This is a genomic window from Bacillus sp. M13(2017) (assembly GCF_002218325.1).
Lineage (GTDB): Bacteria > Bacillota > Bacilli > Bacillales > Bacillaceae_G > Bacillus_A > Bacillus_A thuringiensis_K.
In genome coordinates, this window is the sequence record NZ_KZ268511.1 from 1 (window position 1) to 17,273 (window position 17,273).

A 17,273-nucleotide genomic window follows, 5' to 3' on the forward strand; every position below is an offset into this window, starting at 1 on the left:
GAGAAGAAAGATTCATAAACAAATCATTCTATGCGTATAACGAAGCTTCATTTAATGCAGCAAAAGCAAATGCTGGAGCATTATATAATCCGCAGAATTTTAGAGTTGTGGATGGGACAACTAGTGGATGGTTAAAGGTTAAAACATGGGAAGGCGAGAAATGGCTGAATCTAGATGGAGAAGAAAGATTTATAAATAAATCATTCTATGCATATAATGAACCTTCATTTAGTTCAGCAAAAGCAAACGCTGGAGCATTATATAGTCCGCAGAATTTTAGAATAATAGATGGGACAACTAGTGGATGGTTGAAGATTAAAACATGGGAAGGCGACAAGTGGATTAATCTTAACCAAACAGATTCTGGTAATTCTGGAGTGGTTGATCTTGCTTTAAAACAATTAGGAAAACCATATGTATTTGGAAATAGTGGACCTAATTCATTTGATTGTAGCGGTTTTATTTATTATGTATTTAAAAATAATGGATACAATATTGGAAGAACAAGCGTAGCTGGATATTGGGGAATGGTTACAAAAATAAGTGATCCTCAACCAGGAGATTTAGTATTCTTACAGAATACATATAAAGCGGGTCCTTCTCATTTAGGAATATATTTAGGGAATGGTGAATATATTCATGCTGCTGACGAAACAACAGGTGTAATTAAAAGTAAGATAAATAGTTCATACACTCAAAAGCACTTCTTGGGGTATGCTAGATTTTCAAAATAATTAAATTGGATTCAATAAAAAGACAGTTATCTATGGATAGCTGTCTTTTTATTATTTGTGTTGACTTGACTACTTATATATATTCACAAGCGAAACAACATAATATTAATACGGAAAAATATATTAATATGAATTTTTGCATATTTTAAAATTCAATATATCCCTCAAAAAATTTTAATTGTATAATATATTTTGTCATATTTTTAGATTTTTCGACATAAACCAACAAAAATAGAGAACGTATTGGGAGAAGACATTATGTATACAAAATTATTAAAATCAATTACATCATTATCACTTATTGGTGGTGCGTTGTTATATACAAATGGCAGTGATGTGAAAGCTGCTGAAGTGGGTGTTTTTTCTGATGTGCCGACATCACATTGGTCATATCCTGCAATTAAAGATTTAGCGAGTAAGAATATTATTTCCGGTTATGGAAATGGGATATTTGGTTTTGGAGATGTTGCGACAAGGGAGCAAGTTGCGGCTTTAATTTATCGAGTGTTAGTACCGAATAAACAAGGCGGTTCGTTTAGTAATGATGGAACTCGTTTCGTATTAAAGGATGGGTCTACGTTTAAAAATCCTTACGGTGATATTAATCAAAGTTCTACAATGTTCCCAGAAGAGGTATTAACTTTAACAAATTTAGGAGTTTTTAAAGGTGATGAAAATGGTCAATTTAGACCGAAAGCTTCTGTGAGTCGTGCGGAAATGGCACAAATTCTTACAAATGCTTTCCATCTTGCGGCAAAACAAAAACATACCTTTAAAGATGTTCCAAATCCGTTTTGGGCAGAAAACGCAATTAGTGCAGTGCAGTCAAATGGAATCGCAGATGGCACAGGAGACGGAAATTTTGAACCGTATGGTACAGTAACACGTGAACAGTATGCGCAATTTTTATATAAAACTTTAAAATATAAAAATGCTAATGTGAAAGATACAGGAGATGCGGCATTATTAACAGGGTTTAAAGAGGAAGTACAAAAGCGTATTAATATGTATGAAACGAATATTACACTTCCATATAAAACGAAAAATAATAATACAGAAGAAGTGATGAATACACTCTTTAACGCATATAAAGAAGTGGCAAGTAAAAATGAGTATACAAATAATAATAGATCGAATGTTTCATATGGACTTTCTGGATCACCTGGAAATTATACGTTTACGCTTAAGATTACATATCGTGAAACGAAAGAACAGACGGAATATGTCATGAAACAAGCGAAAGCAATCGTTTCTTCTATTACTCAAGTTGGAATGGATGATCACGAAAAAGTGAAGGCGATTCATGATTATGTAGTAAAACATGTTTCTTATGATACGTCTTATAAAGCTTACACAGCATATGAAGCACTTGTAAATCGTTCTGCAGTTTGCCAAGGTTACGCACTATTAACCTATCAATTATTAAAAGAAGCAGGAATTGAAAATCATTTCGTGACAGGAACTGGGGACGGACAACCCCATGCTTGGAATTTAGTGAAAATCGAAAACAAATGGTATCATCTTGATACAACATTCGATGATCCGGTTCCAGATGAGCAGGGCCGCGTAACGTATTCGTATTTCAATTTATCAGATGAACAAATCGCAAAAAATCATGAGTGGAACCGCGGAGACTACCCGCAAGCTACAACAAATTATTATAGTACACTGACAAATAAAATTGCGGCAGGTAGTACGAAAACGCCTGCATATCAGCAAATATTAAAAGATACAAAGTTAAATTATTTAGGAAATGAATATATCGCAAATAACTATACTGAATTAAAAAATAAAATGCAGCAGCGCTATAGTGCAAAGCCAGAAAAGATAGAAGTACTTTATAAGCAATCAATGAACGGTGCACTGCAAGATGTGAAAAAGGCAATTGGGGAAATCGGTTATCCGCAAGGGGCAAATCGAGTTTCTTATAAAGCGGAGCCTTACAATGCGAAAGAAGGATATTCTTTAGTGACGATTACGTTTACGTATTAAGAATGAAAAAAAGCATCTGTTTTAGATGCTTTTTTTATTGTATTAATTCGACAGAATGTGCCAAGTGAAAGGGCTTTGGTCTGTTATGATAATTTTTGAAATTTTACATTTTGGAGGATTAATCATGAATAAAAATAAGATTTTCGCTGCGTTAATAGGAATTGTAGCCTTATTTGTAATTATTAATGTAGTTGTTACGAAAGAGAAAACGACATCAACCAGTGAAAAAATGTACTCTGAGAAAGAATATAATAAATTAGTAGATGAACATTTTGAAGAAACGCAAAAGTTGAAAGGTGATATGAGTGTGTTAGAAACTGAAAAAAAATCTCTTGATGAGCAAGTGAAGAAGTTAAAAGATGAGTTAGCGAAAAAAGAGCAACAAGTAGCGCAGCAGCCGGAAAAGAAAGAAGAGCCAAAACCGGAACAACCTACTGGAGCATTCGAAAATCCAATGAAAAGCATAAACAAAACAGAGGCAATGAATAAAGTAAAAGAAAAGGCGAAGAAAGACTTCCAAGATGATTATATGACACAAAACTTTGTTGCAGAGGAACAATCAAAAGTATTTGATTTCTTAAACAGTATTGAAATTAAATCACAAGAAGAATTAAATGTAATGAAGAATGCATTGAAAGATTTTTCTAACGACTTTATGACAGCGAAGTTAAATGATCTAATAGAAAATTAGAATTAGTAGAACTGGTAAATAAACTTTGCTTTAGTCATACGAAAGTCCTCCATTTAAGTCAGGAAATTGATAAGTTAATTAATAAATATATGATTATAAAAAAAGGAACCCTATAATAGTAGGGTTCAAAGGGAACAGATACGTAAAATATATAAAGAGAATAATTCAATGTGTAATTAATATAGAATTGAATACTGAGATATTTGAAAATAAAGCCAGTCAGAAACATACTGAAGGTTTATCGACCGATAATAGGTTGAGGGAACCAAAGGATATAGCTGACATTATACCTTTTCTTTTTTTACCAGACAGTTGTTGAATAACTGGTGAATGAATTGATGCAATTAACGAATTTTGTTTATTATAACAATGGAAAAAATAACTTATTATGAGCTGTATTTTTAAAAAGATAGTTTTTATTGAAAGTCTATCGTTTAGGTAACTTACTTATAAAATTTGAATCTTATGTCTATTGTATCTACGTCATTCTTGTTAATTGTATGGATTATTAAATCATTTTGATATACATACTTATTTTATAGTAAACTAAAAGTGGTAAGGGTACTGAATGATCTGTTATTCTAAAAACACAGTACTTCAAGGTTTTGAAGCACTGATTTCCTTTGATTAACTATATTTAAATACTCATATTATGTTTTTTAGAAGAAGAAATAGGTTGTTCCATCTTTTGATGAACTATATGGAACAATAGAGAAGCTAGAATTCCAATCGCTAAAAATATTAACCAGTAGACCGATATGTGATTAAATTTATTTAACCAAGCTCCAAGATAGTTACCAATAGTGCCTCCAAAGGCCCAAAAGGCTTGGAAAATACCGAAAAATAAGCCTGCAGGTTTATTGTTACTAAACTGGGCAACAGTCATTTCAGCACCTGGAAGGGCAAGTGTTTCTCCAAGAGTATAAAGAAATATACAAAATAACATCCAATAAATTGATGAAATTAGTGGAATAGCACCAATTGAGAGTCCCATAATCAAAACGCCTAGTTTTACCATAATCAAGGGATGCTTACTAATAAATATTTTTCTTAATAAGAACATTAATAATAATCCGGAAACACCATTTAAAATAAAAATAGAACTTACTAATTGTTTATTGTCAGTTAAATTGTATGCTTTGACTGGAAAAGAAATATTTAATTGAACAAACATAATCCAAAATAAAGGCATAATACACATAAATAGTAAAAATAACTTATTTGAAGCTGTATCCTTTAAGCTTGCCAATATTTTTTTAGTATCTTTAAACGTCTTAGGATACTTATTACGATATACAAAAAGAACAAATGCTAAAAGTAGCATAGCGATACTTGCAATCGTAAATGGATATACTGGATCAAATTGAACTAATAAGGCCCCAACTAAAGGCCCCACAATTACGCCTGCATTAAGCATTTGGTTAAAATAAGTAAATATTTTCTTTCGTAGCGCCTCTTTTTGAGTAGTAAAGAAAGCAGTAATAGATGGATCAAATAATGCTCCTCCAAAACCAATAAAAAATGAGGCGATACTTACTGACCAAAAATCACTAGCAAAAACAAATAATCCAAATCCTACCGCTCTTATTACAACTCCTAGAAGAATATTTATTGTATGGCTTACTCGGTCACCTATAAAACCCGTGAATATTGGCAACCCTCTTTGTGAAATAAGAATTGTAGTTAAAATGGTCCCCACTTCCCAAGAAGAGAAGTGGAGATCATTAGTTAAATGTATTGCTAAAAAAGGCATTATCATAAAACTTCCTGTATTCATAAATAAAACAGCTGTAAGCAAAATCTTGATGGGAACAGGAATTTTTTCGCTAACCATTGACTTTGATTGCCTCTCTTTTTTCTTCTAATTTTTTTGAGAATTTTTCTTTTTTTACTACAGCTCTTTCATGAAAACCACTTAATATTTTATTACTTTCATCGAATGCCTCAACTTCAAAAAGCAATTTATTTTTATCAACTTTAATTAATTTTGAATGAATTGTTACTTTCTCATTATAAAGAGATGGGGCCAAATGCTTCATTTCATAATGACCTAGCCCTAAAGACATATAATTTTCTTCAATTTGGTTTTTAATAGCATCCATACAAGATACTTCTGCTAACCAGAGTAAAACGGGGGTTGCTAATACTTCTACGTCATTTTCCCAGTTGTTTGCTAAGTCCTTTTCTTGAACTACATATTCATATTTTCCTAAAGAATCAACTTGAAAGTTCATAATCTAATTCCTCCTATTTAGAGAGTTAATTTTTTTGTGTATTAGATTTACCACCATCTTTGTCTCAATCCACATGGAACTGGAACACGTATAAAATAGTAGGTTAAATATGGAATTTTTAAATGTATTTAATTTCAATGTCGCTCAGATTTATTTCTATTATTTTTTCTCTACCTCTAATATGTGCTGCTCTAAACTTAATAATGAATCTGTCAATATATTAAATAATTCCTCTAATTCATTTTCTGTGATAGTAAATGGGGGAGCTATTAAGAAAGCATCACCCTCTGAATAGTTAATCATATTTTTAACAGGATATATTAATAGTCCTTTTTCTAAAGCAATATCTACAATAATATCTGCAATATTAAGATTCCGTGGGAAAGGACTTCGTTTTTCTTTATTGGAGACTAATTCTACCCCCCAAAGTAAACCTATGCCTCTTACATCGCCAATAAATTCAAATCTATTCTTTAATTCATTTAGGTTTTTTCTTATAATTGCTTCGTTTTTACGAACATTTGTTATAAGATCGTTAGACTCAATATAGTTTAATACCCCTAATGAAATGGCAGCAGAACCTGGGTTTCCACTGTATGTGTGCCCATATACTGCTATTCCAGAACCAGCATGTATTGCATCATAAATTTTTTGATTAAACAAAACACCTGAAATTGGGGTATAGCCTGCACTCATCCCTTTACCAAGAGCAATAATATCTGGCTCAACATTCCAGTTGTTGATTCCAAACCACTCTCCAGTTCGACCTAAACCCGTCATCACTTCGTCACATATTAGCAGAATATCGTACTTATCACATATTTTTTTAACTATCTTAAAGTAGCTCTCAGATGGTGTAATCGCTCCACCTGATGCTCCTACAACAGGTTCCATGATAATCCCAGCAATATTCTCGCTTCCCATTTCTTTAATTACAGACTCTATAGCGGTTGCACATTCTAAATTACAAGTTTCAGGATCCTTAGAGAAAGGGCATCTATAACAGTATGGTGTTGGAATAGCTGGTTTATAAGTTAGAATATCTTCAAATTTTATTCTACGATCACTCCCCGACATCGAAAGGGCACCTAAAGTTACTCCATGATAACTAATCTTTCTTGATAATATTATGTTTTTTTTTGCTTTTCCAAGTTCTTGCCAATATTGAATAGCTAAACGTAATGCCGTTTCAGTTGCTTCTGATCCACTATTAGAAAAAAAGATATGATTGAGATTGGGGGAGAGTTGCGTAATTTTATTACCTAGCTCTTCTAAAGGCGAATTAGTAAATTGTGTTCTATATGTAAACGCAATTTTTGAGAGCTGATTGTATGCAATTTCTGCAATTTCTTTTACACCATGACCAATATTAGCCACTATCGCTCCAGAGCAGCCATCTAAATATTTCTTATTCTCTTGATCATATATGTAAACTCCTTTTCCATACTTTACAATAGGATATGATTTGGAAATATTCGGTTTTAAGACGGATGATTTTGAAAGGCTGAATGTACTCATTGAAATACGCTCCTCTATAGATATTAAATAATAAATTCACTTAAAAATGCCCTGAAAGATTTTTCTAAATCATAAGCTTTTTCTCTTGTCTCACCTATAATCATATATTCGATAGATTTGCTTTGATTTTCATCATTTAAAAGAACGACACCCTCTTTATTCTTTGAAGCTAATAAGCTATTTACTTCAAGTTCTTTCAACAATTCACCAAATGTTTTGTTACCTATACTAACTTTATTTTGAGTCAAAATTGTGTAATTATCTCCATAATTATCTCCGTATAAATGATGAGCAACGACATGTACATGGGTAGAGCCGCCTGTACGTCCATTAATCTCGGAAATCATGATTTTTCCATCACTAGTTAAAATACCGTCAATATTTATCAATCCAATATACCCTCTTTGCATAACAACTTCAGTAAGTTTTGTACAATTAGAAATAAATTCACCTATAGCGTATGGTCTTAATGATACGGTTGGTATTTCAAATCCATTCCATACTGGCTCCATTCTCATATCTCCAAAATTCAACAAATAAGGTCTAAGGACACCTTCTTTAACTTCTAGTTCAGCATAGAACACTGAAAATGTTTCGTAATAAGCTTCAACTACTAATTTAGTATTTAATTCACCTATCAATTGCATCCAAATGCCTGAATATATTTCTTCTAATTCGGATTCTTGATTAATACATAATGTTTTGTATGCACCAGGTGATTCAGTTCTCTTATCATATGTAATGACAATGTTGCCTTGACCACTTGCATTCGTGTCTTGTTTTACAATTATTGACCCTGTTATATCAATAAGTTCTCTCATAGCCTGATTCAATTCTTTTGATGTATAACAATTTATTCCCTCTGGCACAGGAATATTATATGCTCCCGCAATTCTACGATATTCAATCTTACTATTTAAAACTTCTGATCCACCTTGTCGAAAATAATCCAAAGTATGAGATTTAATTTTAACTGGTAAGTTTTTTACTAATTGAGCCACAGACCTGTCAAAAAAATAAGGTATAACTTCCCAATCAGCTCCTCCCATTAGACCTAAGAGTTTTTCTTTTAATTTAGGGCTATTTAAAGTCTCATAAGTTAATAAATCTTTTTTATGTACACTTTCAGGTACTATTACATGTATGTCATCCAGTTGTAATCCTTTAATGGATAGTATATAAGTTAAAAAATCATTAGAGATTTCTCTAGGTATTAGTAAAATATCACCCTTTTCAAGTAACCAAGCTAAGCGATAAGAAAATGATGACCACATTGATCCAGCCTTTTCAGTTAATTTATCAGGCTCACCAACTAAAGATTCGGCCCCTACGTTACCAATAATAAGTTTTGGTGATTTATTTAAATTAGTAGGTATTTTTTGTGTATTTGAAGTGAAACTGATTTCCATTGTAGAACCTCCTTAATATTGTTTAATAAAATTAAATTGTTATCAATGCAAACAATACACCGAAACAAAACAGGTTTGATTTTTTTAATAAAAAGTAAATTTATAGTAAATGATAATATGTAGGACTGTTTATATAGAGTAATCTTGATAGACAGCTTTTTATGTTCGCATTTTTCACTAAAACGTTCTTTTTATTACACTGAACATAATTACCTACTACAACGGTAATAATCACCACCTTTCAAGCACTTGGGAATATAGAAAGACATTTATTAACCATCTACTTATTTTAGTGGTTAACAACTATCTTTTATTATGTTATCAACAGTTGTATAATAAAGTCAATCCTAAAAATTATGAGGTGAGTGGTATTGATTAATAATCAAATAGCTCCAGGAAGATTAGAGATCATTCGTGATTTCTTAAATACTTGGGAAATTCCCAATGATACTCGTAAACCAACTGATCGTTTGAATACCAAAAAAGATGTAGAGGATTTTATTTTTAAGTATTTTGGAGATATTCATTTTTCTAGAGATTTAGAGATACTGCATCAATTTCGTAAGGATTTACGAATATCAATAGAGTTAAATACAACTAATAGTTTAAATAAATGGTTAACTCAGTACCCTATAGAAATATCTATTGTTAATCCTGAAAATATTCAATATAATCCTAAAAATAAACAAGACTTTTTTAGTGAGATATTGATAATTATCATCGAAAGTATTGCAAAAAATCAGTGGAAACGGCTTAAAGCCTGTCCAGACTGTCGTTGGGTTTTTTATGATAATTCTCGCAATGCAAGTAAACGTTGGTGTGGAATGTATGCATCTGAACCTAAAGGTAGATCATGTGGCACCATTGCAAAAGTTCAGCGGCACCGTAAAAAAAATAAAATTCAATTATGAGTATTTAATTTGTAAGAATGTCCATTGATAGATATATGGGCATTCTTTTTTATCTTTATCTTGTTAGTCAATAAACTTTATTTAATTCGAAATATATATATTCGTAAATATACATTTTTCATTATATGGAAATCACTTCGTTTTTAATATTGAGAAAAATTTATGAGATATGTACACAATTTTTTAATTTGAGAACTTTATTTTTAAAAATTTCTTAATAATACCTCTATGCTAATACTAAAATTAAAGTAGTTTTTTAGATACAGAACATGATATATGATAGGATTCTAATATTTTTCTTTATATTCAGAAAATTTTTGAAAAACGATAGTATCCTAAAAAAACTTGTTTAAATAAATTTACATTTGTGGTAAAAATTTTAATATAGCAAACCCAAAAGGCTAAATTGAAAACTAGATAGTGATTGGGATGTCGTTAACCTAATTAACTAGGCTATCAATATCTTTTTTTAACTATAATAGTGGATAGTTAGTTTTTTAAAAGTTATTTTGAAATAATTATATGATGTATTTGAAATCATACATTGTATTATTTTAGAGAAAAACATTAAATTCTTACTAATAATCTCGGTACATAATGGGACTACAGATGATTCACTTATCCTGTATTTCATTGAATTATTTATCCAGGTACACATGTATAAGAGGAAAATTTTGTGGAATTTAATAGTTAAAGTAATTAATGTGTGGTTTCACTAAAATTAAAAGCATTGGAGGGAAAAAATGTTACAGGAGATGGTTTATTCAATTGGGGAACGTATAGAAGAGTATGTACGGATAAGGGGTAACAAATATGCCATTATAGAATTTGAAAAAAACAATGAATATATTGTTGTTATTGAGTCCGATACAGTTATAAATTACTATATAGAAATTTATAACTGTATTAATATGAACATTCCCATCATTTCGTTCCAAACTGGACTTTACAAGACTTTTTACGATAGTGGAATTGTCCACCGTTCAGAAGCTAGTCCGCAACTACAGTCACTTGCTGCAGTAGTAGATTTACATTTAGGTACTGAACATTATTATGATTAACATAATGTTTTATTTAGCATAAAAAAAGAATTATAGTATGATACGGAATTAATATTCTGTATTTTAAAATAATAAATTATAAATAGAGAAGAGGAATTTTAATGGAATTTAATTGGAATAGTGTTCAGCAAGCAATGAAGACAAAATATACCCAGTTTAGCACAACATTAAATGAAAACGCAGCAGAATGTTATCAGAACAGATCGTTTGATTTTGAAACATGGAATCAAATTACTAAAGAAGGAATCTGGAAAATTCCCGTACCAGAAGAGTATGGAGGATTAGGAATGTCTTGGTGGGAATTTTCGGCAGCCCTTGAAGGGTTAGCATCACGCTCTACAGATTTAGGGTTTTTATTATCTATAATTGCTCATATTGGTTGCTTACGAGTTCTTCTTTTACATGGAACAGAAGAACAAAAACATTATTATTTAAATGAGTTGATGAACGGTAAGATTGGTGCAACTGCTATTACAGAATCAACAGGTGGATCCGATGTAGCACGAATCCGTACAGCTGGTGAATATGATGCAAACCAAATTATTCTTAATGGTAAAAAATCGCATATAACAAATGCACCAATCGCGGATATTGTTGTTCTAGTTGGAAGAATTCCAGAATTGGGGAAACAAGATATTACTTTATTTATCCTAGAAAAAGACCTGGAAGGGTTAAGTTTTGGTGAAAAAGAAGATATGTTCGGAAATCGGACAAGTCCAACAGGTGATATTTATTTAAATAACGTGAGTATCACGAATAAATCTATATTAGGTCACCCAGGGGATGGCTTACAAACTTTATATAATATGATTTCTTTGGATCGACTTTTATATGGACTGGTTGCTGCTGCATTTATGGAAGGATTGATGTTTAAAAGTTTGGAATATTCTAACGATAGGGTAGCGTTTAAAACTCCAATTGCAAATCATCAATATATACAACAGAAGCTAACAGATATAAAAATGAACATAGAAACTACAAAATTAATTACTTATTCTGCTTTAGAAAAATTAATAAAAAATGATGACGAGGCGTCTTTAATGTGTTCAATGGCTAAATATATTGGAACTGAGTCTCTTTTCCAGACAGCACAACATGTAATGCAAATACATGGTCATAGTGGGTATATGGTAGGTCAAATATCTAAACTATTCCAAGATTCTGCAGGAACTAGAATAGCAGGGGGAACTAGTGATATTCAAAGAGTTAATATGTTTAATCAAATGCAAAAAATATATCAAAATCGGGAGGCAGTTGTATGGAATTAATTGCGGGTTTAAAAAGTAAGTTTACCCATGAGATATCAGAAAATGAACTTGCTACCAATTGGAGGAATGATGTACCGGTATTAGCGACGCCAGTGTTATTATGGCTGACTGAATTAAGCTGCATGAAAACAATTGAACAAAGCGAATTAAGCACAAACCAAATGACAGTAGGATATGCGCATGAGATGAAACATTTAGCTGCTACTCCAATGGGGCATACTATAAATATTGAAAGTGAGCTTGTAGAAGTAAGTGGAAAAAAGCTGATTTTTAAAGTTGTAGGTTATGATTTTCACGATAAGGTAGTAGAGGGATATCATACTCGTTTTATTATTGATAAGGAAAAATTCCTAAAGAATTTAGCACAGAAAGAATTGGTCAAATGAGGGAACATAAAGAAAAACTTCCTCTCCATATAAAAATTTTGATTGTATCAGCATTCCTAATGAATGCTGGTACTTTCATGGTGAGTCCTTTTTTAGTAGTTTATCTATCAATTAATCTTAAATTCACGCCAATAGAAGTTGGTACTATTATTTCAGCGAATCTGATTTGTGGTAGAGCACTTCCTATTGTAACAGGTCTATTAGGGGATAGAATTAGTCATCGACTCACCTTGTTTATTGGCATAGCGATTAGAGCATTTGGGTTTATTGGCTATGGACTATTTACAGATTTTTGGGGGCTTGTATTTGCATCTGCATTAACTGGGATAGGAGGGGCTTTTTATGATCCTTCTGTTACATCAATTTTTGCTACACAAGATTCAAAAAATAGAAAAAGAATTTTTACCTATTTAAATCAAGCATTAAATGCAGGTGCTGTTTTAGGTCCGTTATTTGCTGCCCTATTACTCGGAATAGATGCTACTACACCATTTATAATTAGTGGTTTAGTATTAGTTTGTATTTTTGTTACATTATTTATGTTTAATAAACATTTCATAACACAGACTACAACTACTAATGTATTAAAAAGTATAAAAGAAATTATAGGTAATAAAGCATATTTAAAATATATTTCTGCAATGATGTTATTTTGGGCGATGTTTGCACAATTAACAATATCGATCCCGATACATGTGTTTAATATTACCCAAAGTGAAAAGTATATTAGTTTTATATTTATTGCAAATGGAATAACGGGTCTAATATTCATGTTTTTCTTACGAAAATATTTTGAAAAACATGAAGCACTAAACTTAATAAAAATAGGGATGTTAATTTGTGCTGCTAGTTTTATATTAATCCCACTAACTCAATCCTTAGTGTGGCTAGTATTAATTATAGTTGTATTTACATTGGGAGAAACATTAATCTTACCAAGTTCAGATATGGCAGTTGCAGACTATAGTCAAGGAAACAATACTGGAGGGTATTTTGGATTGTTTGAAATTTCTTTTGCAGGAGGAACCCTAATCGGAAATTATATTGGAATGTGGCTTATGGAAATGAATTCTATTTATCCATGGATTATTTATTGTGGCATTACATGTTTTACTTGTTGGTTAATTAGTAGGCTAAATACGAAACAAAATGTCATTTCCTTAAACATGGAAAAAGAAACGGGGGTTTAATAAGTGGAAATATTAATGAAAAAAGATAATAATCTAGAACATCAAAAAAAAGCTAGTCGGAAAATTATTATTGGTAACGTAGATGGAGAATCCTTAGTGGGTGAAACAAAAAATCACACTCCATACATGTTAGCAAGTGCGTCTATAGTCGCAAATAGATTAAGTTGGTTTGTGGAAGAGGGTGATATTCTTTTACTTCCTTATTCTATTTCAAGAGAATTTCAAGAATATATGTGTAAACTTCTAAGGATTAATCCGGACAAGATTAGTATATTATCTCCACCTGATTCTGAGGAGGAGAAAACAAAATTACTAACATTTGATATATTAACAGATGAGAGATTATATGAAAAAGTAAGGGGATTAGCAGGAAGTAATGATTCCATAGGGATTTTACCATATTATTTTGACCGTGCAGTTGCACAATTTGCACAACATATGAATACAAACGTTTATCCACATACAGTTGAATTTCTATTACAAGGTGGGTCTGAAGTACTAAATAGTAAAGTAGAGTTTAGAAGAATTGCAGCTTCCCACAATATTCCTGTAGCAGAAGGGATGAATTGTTATTCTAAAAATGAGCTTCAAAAGGCCATTCTAGCCCTAATAACAAAAACAGGTTCTGTAATTGTAAAGCAAGATGTAAATGCAGGGGGAGATGGAAATATAGTTTTAACGAAAAACATTGATAAAAAGGAATCTAAAGGTGCCTTTGAAACAATTTATTACGATCCAAATATACCTATAGAAGAGACCGTTTCTTATTTATGGAGCAAACTAATAGGATTTCGCAACACAGCATTAGTAATAGAAGTATATTATGAAACGGTGGGAGTTTACTATTCAGAACTTGCCGTTTCAAGACAAAATTTACGACCTTTGTTGTTAAATTTTGGAGATATGAGAATGGAACCAGTATGGAATGGTTTTGAAATTCCTACTTCAAACATGGACCCATATACATTAGCAGAATTTATTTCAAGTTCTACTGCATTGGCAAATGTTGCTCGTGAACGTGGATATGAAGGTAATATTAATATTGATGGATTATTAACAGATGATGGGAAGCTAATGATTAGTGAAATTAATGGTAGAAATGGTGGATGCAGTCATATTCATTATTTAGCTCAAAAATTATACGGGGAAAATTACGCTAAAGATTACAAAATCCTTACCAGAAATAAAATTAAAGCTGGGAAAAGCCTTGCAAAATTATTGGATTTATTACAGCAGGATAATTTATTGGTAACGAAGGAGTATCAAGAGGGCGTAATTATTTTAACTGAGGATTTTGCAAGAACTGAAACTATTGAATATATGGTTGTGGGTAAAGGGGATATAAATGCAAAAAAAATAGAAGATAAGGCACTTCATCTATTCGAAAGCCTTAACAAGTAGGATTTTATTCAGAGATTATAATCAAAGGTAAGTGTTTGATAGAAAGTTATTATTGTGAAAATATTTTTTTGTTGAAAATAATGGTTATATCATTAGTAATTACTTCGTCTGTATTGATTTATTCTTTTACAGAGGTAACACATCAATTTTATTAAAATAGTTTAGATTATAGGAATGCTAAAAAAATAATATTAGGAGGGATAACAAATGAAAATTGGAATTATGGGTTGGGATCATGAAGAATACGAATCAAAACAACTAGATGAAATAGCAAAGGAATTGGGTTATGATAGTTTATTATTTAGTCTACAGGATGTCAAAATGACTGTAATAAATAATGATTTTAAATTAACAGTGTTTAATGTAGATTTAAAAGAATTTGACACTATTATATCAAGAGCGCAAATTAGGCCAGAATACTATCAACAGGATTTAGAATTATTGAAAAGTATTCAGGAGTATACAGATTGTATAAATGAGAATTTCGATAATTACTATATGTCGGAAAGTAAAATGATTACCCAAAAACTATTAACTAAATGTGGTGTGAATGTTCCAGATACTTTTCTAGTTCATTCAGTAGAAGAGATAAAAAATTTATGGCTGACATATAAAAATATAGTTATAAAGCCGTCATTTGGTTATGGTGGGACTGATGTAGAAAGAATTAATGAAGATTTTGAGAGTTATTTACCTATTGTAGAAAATTTATTATCAAAGTACAAAAACCTTTTAGTACAACAATATATTCCTCATCCTGATGGGGATATACGAGTTACTACAATGGGGAATGAAGTATTTTATGCATTTAGAAGAATTCCTAATGAAAAAACATGGAAAGCAAATGTGGCAATGGGAGCAAATATTGAAGTTGTAAAAGATTATACATTATTAAAAGAAATAGCTTTAAAAGCTTCTAATGCTATTGGTCTATCCTTATCTGGAGTAGATATTATTGAGTACAATAATCAATTTTATGTGTTTGAAGTAAACAATTGTCCAGGATGGTATCCTTTATCTGTTGAAGAGGGTAGAGAAATATGCAAGGAAATCATTGAATATAGTATTAACTTAGCAAAAGGTAGGTTGGTACTAAAATGATAAAAATAGCTGAAGATTTAACTTCATATTTCAAGGAAAACGAAGAAAATGCTATAAAATATCATAATAAAATTTTTTCAGAGATTATAGAAAAAAGACTTTTTTATTTTAATACACAAACACCTATTTTTTCAGTTCCAATTGTCCAAAAGAAAGAGGAATTAGAAAAGATAAATGTAGATTGTAAAACAATTTTGGATTTAATTGTATCGCTTAATCAACGTTTGTCCAAGGAAGACAACGCTCAATTATTTGATAAATTAGGGTACAGCGTAGAAGAAAGAGAGTTGATAGAAACAACACTTCATAATAATGATGGTATGTTAGCAAGAAGTGATATGATTTTAGAAAACAGTGGCTATAAAATTATAGAGTTTAATGTTGAAAGTAGTGTTGGTGGTACTGAAATTGGCAATTTGAACAACATGATATTAAAAGAGGGTTTTTTTGATTCTGATAATTGGAAATTTAAAGATCCAAACAAAGAAATAGTAAAAGTATTTAAAGATATAATAAATAAAAATAAACTAAATAAAAAACAAGTGACAATTGGGATAATGGATTGGTACCCTGACATGATGCAATATATATATGCTCATGAGGAAATGAAGCAATTATTTATAGCTGAAGGGTTAAAAGCCGTGATATGTCACCAAGAAAATATAGAAATTAGAGAAGGAAACTTATTTACTCAAGGCGAGAAAATTGATATTTTATTTCGACTTTTTTTATTAGATGATATCAAAGGCGATAAAGGGGAGATTAAGAGAATTTTAGAATTATGTCGTTTAGATAATCTAATAATCACCAATGGTATTCATACGGATTTATATAGCAATAAGGGTAATTTTGCTTATTTATCCGATTTAGAATATCAATATATGTTTAATGAGGAAGAAAAACAAGTTATAAATAGATGTATTCCTTGGTCTAGATTTCTTGAAAAAGATAAATTAGTTAATTATGAAGGTGAAGATTATTTACTGCATAATTTGCTTATAAATAAAAAAGATACCTTTGTCCTTAAACCCCTAAGAGGATATGGGGGAGATGGTGTTGTTATAGGAAAAGGAATGAATCAAAATGCATGGGAATTACAGCTAGCAAATATTTTTCAATCAAATAGAAAATACCTTGTTCAAGAAAGGGTAGAATCCCCAAAAATTTTAATGCCGTATGTTGAAGATGATAAGGTGTCATATTTAGATACTGAAATCAATTATGCAACTTATATTTTTAATAATGAGTATTCTGGAACATTAATACGAGGTATTTCAAAAGATAAAAATACTGTAAACAACATAGCACATGGAGGCTTAATGGGAAGCTTATTTTATATATAAAGGTAAGATTCGAATGATTTAAGATATACATCAA

Annotated in this window: 16 protein-coding genes; 12 read left to right on the forward strand and 4 right to left on the reverse strand. The window is 30.9% G+C overall.

Annotated elements, in window-relative coordinates:
* The 4 genes from CGQ22_RS32570 to CGQ22_RS22235 all read left to right on the forward strand — a co-directional run.
* On the forward strand, nucleotides 1-734 hold a 734-nt coding region (locus CGQ22_RS32570; RefSeq protein ID WP_254922575.1), incomplete at its 5' end, for a C40 family peptidase.
* Between the two features lie 258 nt (nucleotides 735-992).
* Entirely contained in the window at nucleotides 993-2,726 is a 1,734-nt protein-coding gene (locus CGQ22_RS22225; protein ID WP_089149378.1) for an S-layer homology domain-containing protein, read from the forward strand.
* Between the two features lie 124 nt (nucleotides 2,727-2,850).
* A complete protein-coding gene (locus CGQ22_RS22230; protein WP_001038911.1) occupies nucleotides 2,851-3,417 on the forward strand; it encodes a hypothetical protein in 567 nt (188 codons plus the stop codon).
* Nucleotides 3,418-3,428: 11 nt separating this feature from the next.
* Entirely contained in the window at nucleotides 3,429-3,533 is a 105-nt protein-coding gene (locus tag CGQ22_RS22235; RefSeq protein WP_074594354.1) for an aspartyl-phosphate phosphatase Spo0E family protein, read from the forward strand.
* Between the two features lie 521 nt (nucleotides 3,534-4,054).
* Here the strand turns inward: CGQ22_RS22235 and CGQ22_RS22240 are convergent.
* From CGQ22_RS22240 to CGQ22_RS22255, 4 genes are all read right to left on the reverse strand, one after another.
* Nucleotides 4,055-5,251, reverse strand: a complete 1,197-nt coding sequence (locus tag CGQ22_RS22240) for an MDR family MFS transporter (protein ID WP_000253212.1) — start codon at nucleotides 5,249-5,251, stop codon at nucleotides 4,055-4,057.
* Nucleotides 5,244-5,651, reverse strand: a complete 408-nt coding sequence (locus CGQ22_RS22245; protein ID WP_001011131.1) for a thioesterase family protein — start codon at nucleotides 5,649-5,651, stop codon at nucleotides 5,244-5,246. The genes CGQ22_RS22240 and CGQ22_RS22245 overlap by 8 nt, the downstream gene beginning before the upstream one ends.
* 159 nt (nucleotides 5,652-5,810) lie before the next feature.
* Entirely contained in the window at nucleotides 5,811-7,169 is a 1,359-nt protein-coding gene (locus tag CGQ22_RS22250) for an aspartate aminotransferase family protein (RefSeq protein ID WP_074594342.1), read from the reverse strand.
* Between the two features lie 23 nt (nucleotides 7,170-7,192).
* Nucleotides 7,193-8,578, reverse strand: a complete 1,386-nt coding sequence (locus CGQ22_RS22255; protein ID WP_000406132.1) for a preATP grasp domain-containing protein — start codon at nucleotides 8,576-8,578, stop codon at nucleotides 7,193-7,195.
* A 371-nt stretch (nucleotides 8,579-8,949) separates the two neighbouring features.
* On the opposite strand from CGQ22_RS22255, the gene CGQ22_RS22260 reads away from it, so the two are divergent.
* The 8 genes from CGQ22_RS22260 (at nucleotide 8,950) to CGQ22_RS22295 (ending at nucleotide 17,239) form a co-directional block, all read left to right on the forward strand.
* The gene (locus tag CGQ22_RS22260; RefSeq protein ID WP_000609507.1) at nucleotides 8,950-9,489 is read left to right on the forward strand and encodes a CGNR zinc finger domain-containing protein; all 540 of its coding nucleotides are present in this window, start codon (nucleotides 8,950-8,952) and stop codon (nucleotides 9,487-9,489) included.
* Nucleotides 9,490-10,232: 743 nt separating this feature from the next.
* Nucleotides 10,233-10,550, forward strand: a complete 318-nt coding sequence (locus CGQ22_RS22265) for a hypothetical protein (RefSeq protein ID WP_089149379.1) — start codon at nucleotides 10,233-10,235, stop codon at nucleotides 10,548-10,550.
* Between the two features lie 101 nt (nucleotides 10,551-10,651).
* The gene (locus CGQ22_RS22270; protein WP_000395615.1) at nucleotides 10,652-11,818 is read left to right on the forward strand and encodes an acyl-CoA dehydrogenase family protein; all 1,167 of its coding nucleotides are present in this window, start codon (nucleotides 10,652-10,654) and stop codon (nucleotides 11,816-11,818) included.
* Nucleotides 11,809-12,204, forward strand: a complete 396-nt coding sequence (locus tag CGQ22_RS22275; protein ID WP_000419007.1) for a thioesterase family protein — start codon at nucleotides 11,809-11,811, stop codon at nucleotides 12,202-12,204. Before CGQ22_RS22270 ends, CGQ22_RS22275 begins: the two co-directional genes overlap by 10 nt.
* Entirely contained in the window at nucleotides 12,201-13,394 is a 1,194-nt protein-coding gene (locus CGQ22_RS22280; RefSeq protein ID WP_001206702.1) for an MDR family MFS transporter, read from the forward strand. Before CGQ22_RS22275 ends, CGQ22_RS22280 begins: the two co-directional genes overlap by 4 nt.
* A 15-nt stretch (nucleotides 13,395-13,409) precedes the next feature.
* The gene (locus CGQ22_RS22285) at nucleotides 13,410-14,795 is read left to right on the forward strand and encodes a preATP grasp domain-containing protein (RefSeq protein WP_206774322.1); all 1,386 of its coding nucleotides are present in this window, start codon (nucleotides 13,410-13,412) and stop codon (nucleotides 14,793-14,795) included.
* Nucleotides 14,796-15,002: 207 nt separating this feature from the next.
* Nucleotides 15,003-15,896, forward strand: coding sequence for an ATP-grasp domain-containing protein (locus CGQ22_RS22290; RefSeq protein WP_000689988.1), 894 nt, complete (start codon nucleotides 15,003-15,005; stop codon nucleotides 15,894-15,896).
* Nucleotides 15,893-17,239: a hypothetical protein gene (locus CGQ22_RS22295; RefSeq protein ID WP_000589954.1), complete on the forward strand. Its 1,347-nt coding sequence runs from the start codon at nucleotides 15,893-15,895 to the stop codon at nucleotides 17,237-17,239. The genes CGQ22_RS22290 and CGQ22_RS22295 overlap by 4 nt, the downstream gene beginning before the upstream one ends.
* The last annotated feature ends 34 nt before the right edge of the window (nucleotides 17,240-17,273 follow it).

Coding starts and splice junctions, on each gene's coding strand:
- CGQ22_RS22240 (WP_000253212.1), bottom strand. CDS start 5,251: ATGGTTAGCGAAAAAATTCCTGTTCCCATCAAGATTTTGCTTACAGCT.
- CGQ22_RS22280 (WP_001206702.1), top strand. CDS start 12,201: ATGAGGGAACATAAAGAAAAACTTCCTCTCCATATAAAAATTTTGATT.
- CGQ22_RS22275 (WP_000419007.1), top strand. CDS start 11,809: ATGGAATTAATTGCGGGTTTAAAAAGTAAGTTTACCCATGAGATATCA.
- CGQ22_RS22270 (WP_000395615.1), top strand. CDS start 10,652: ATGGAATTTAATTGGAATAGTGTTCAGCAAGCAATGAAGACAAAATAT.
- CGQ22_RS22245 (WP_001011131.1), bottom strand. CDS start 5,651: ATGAACTTTCAAGTTGATTCTTTAGGAAAATATGAATATGTAGTTCAA.
- CGQ22_RS22290 (WP_000689988.1), top strand. CDS start 15,003: ATGAAAATTGGAATTATGGGTTGGGATCATGAAGAATACGAATCAAAA.
- CGQ22_RS22295 (WP_000589954.1), top strand. CDS start 15,893: ATGATAAAAATAGCTGAAGATTTAACTTCATATTTCAAGGAAAACGAA.
- CGQ22_RS22225 (WP_089149378.1), top strand. CDS start 993: ATGTATACAAAATTATTAAAATCAATTACATCATTATCACTTATTGGT.
- CGQ22_RS22285 (WP_206774322.1), top strand. CDS start 13,410: ATGAAAAAAGATAATAATCTAGAACATCAAAAAAAAGCTAGTCGGAAA.
- CGQ22_RS22265 (WP_089149379.1), top strand. CDS start 10,233: ATGTTACAGGAGATGGTTTATTCAATTGGGGAACGTATAGAAGAGTAT.
- CGQ22_RS22250 (WP_074594342.1), bottom strand. CDS start 7,169: ATGAGTACATTCAGCCTTTCAAAATCATCCGTCTTAAAACCGAATATT.
- CGQ22_RS22255 (WP_000406132.1), bottom strand. CDS start 8,578: ATGGAAATCAGTTTCACTTCAAATACACAAAAAATACCTACTAATTTA.
- CGQ22_RS22230 (WP_001038911.1), top strand. CDS start 2,851: ATGAATAAAAATAAGATTTTCGCTGCGTTAATAGGAATTGTAGCCTTA.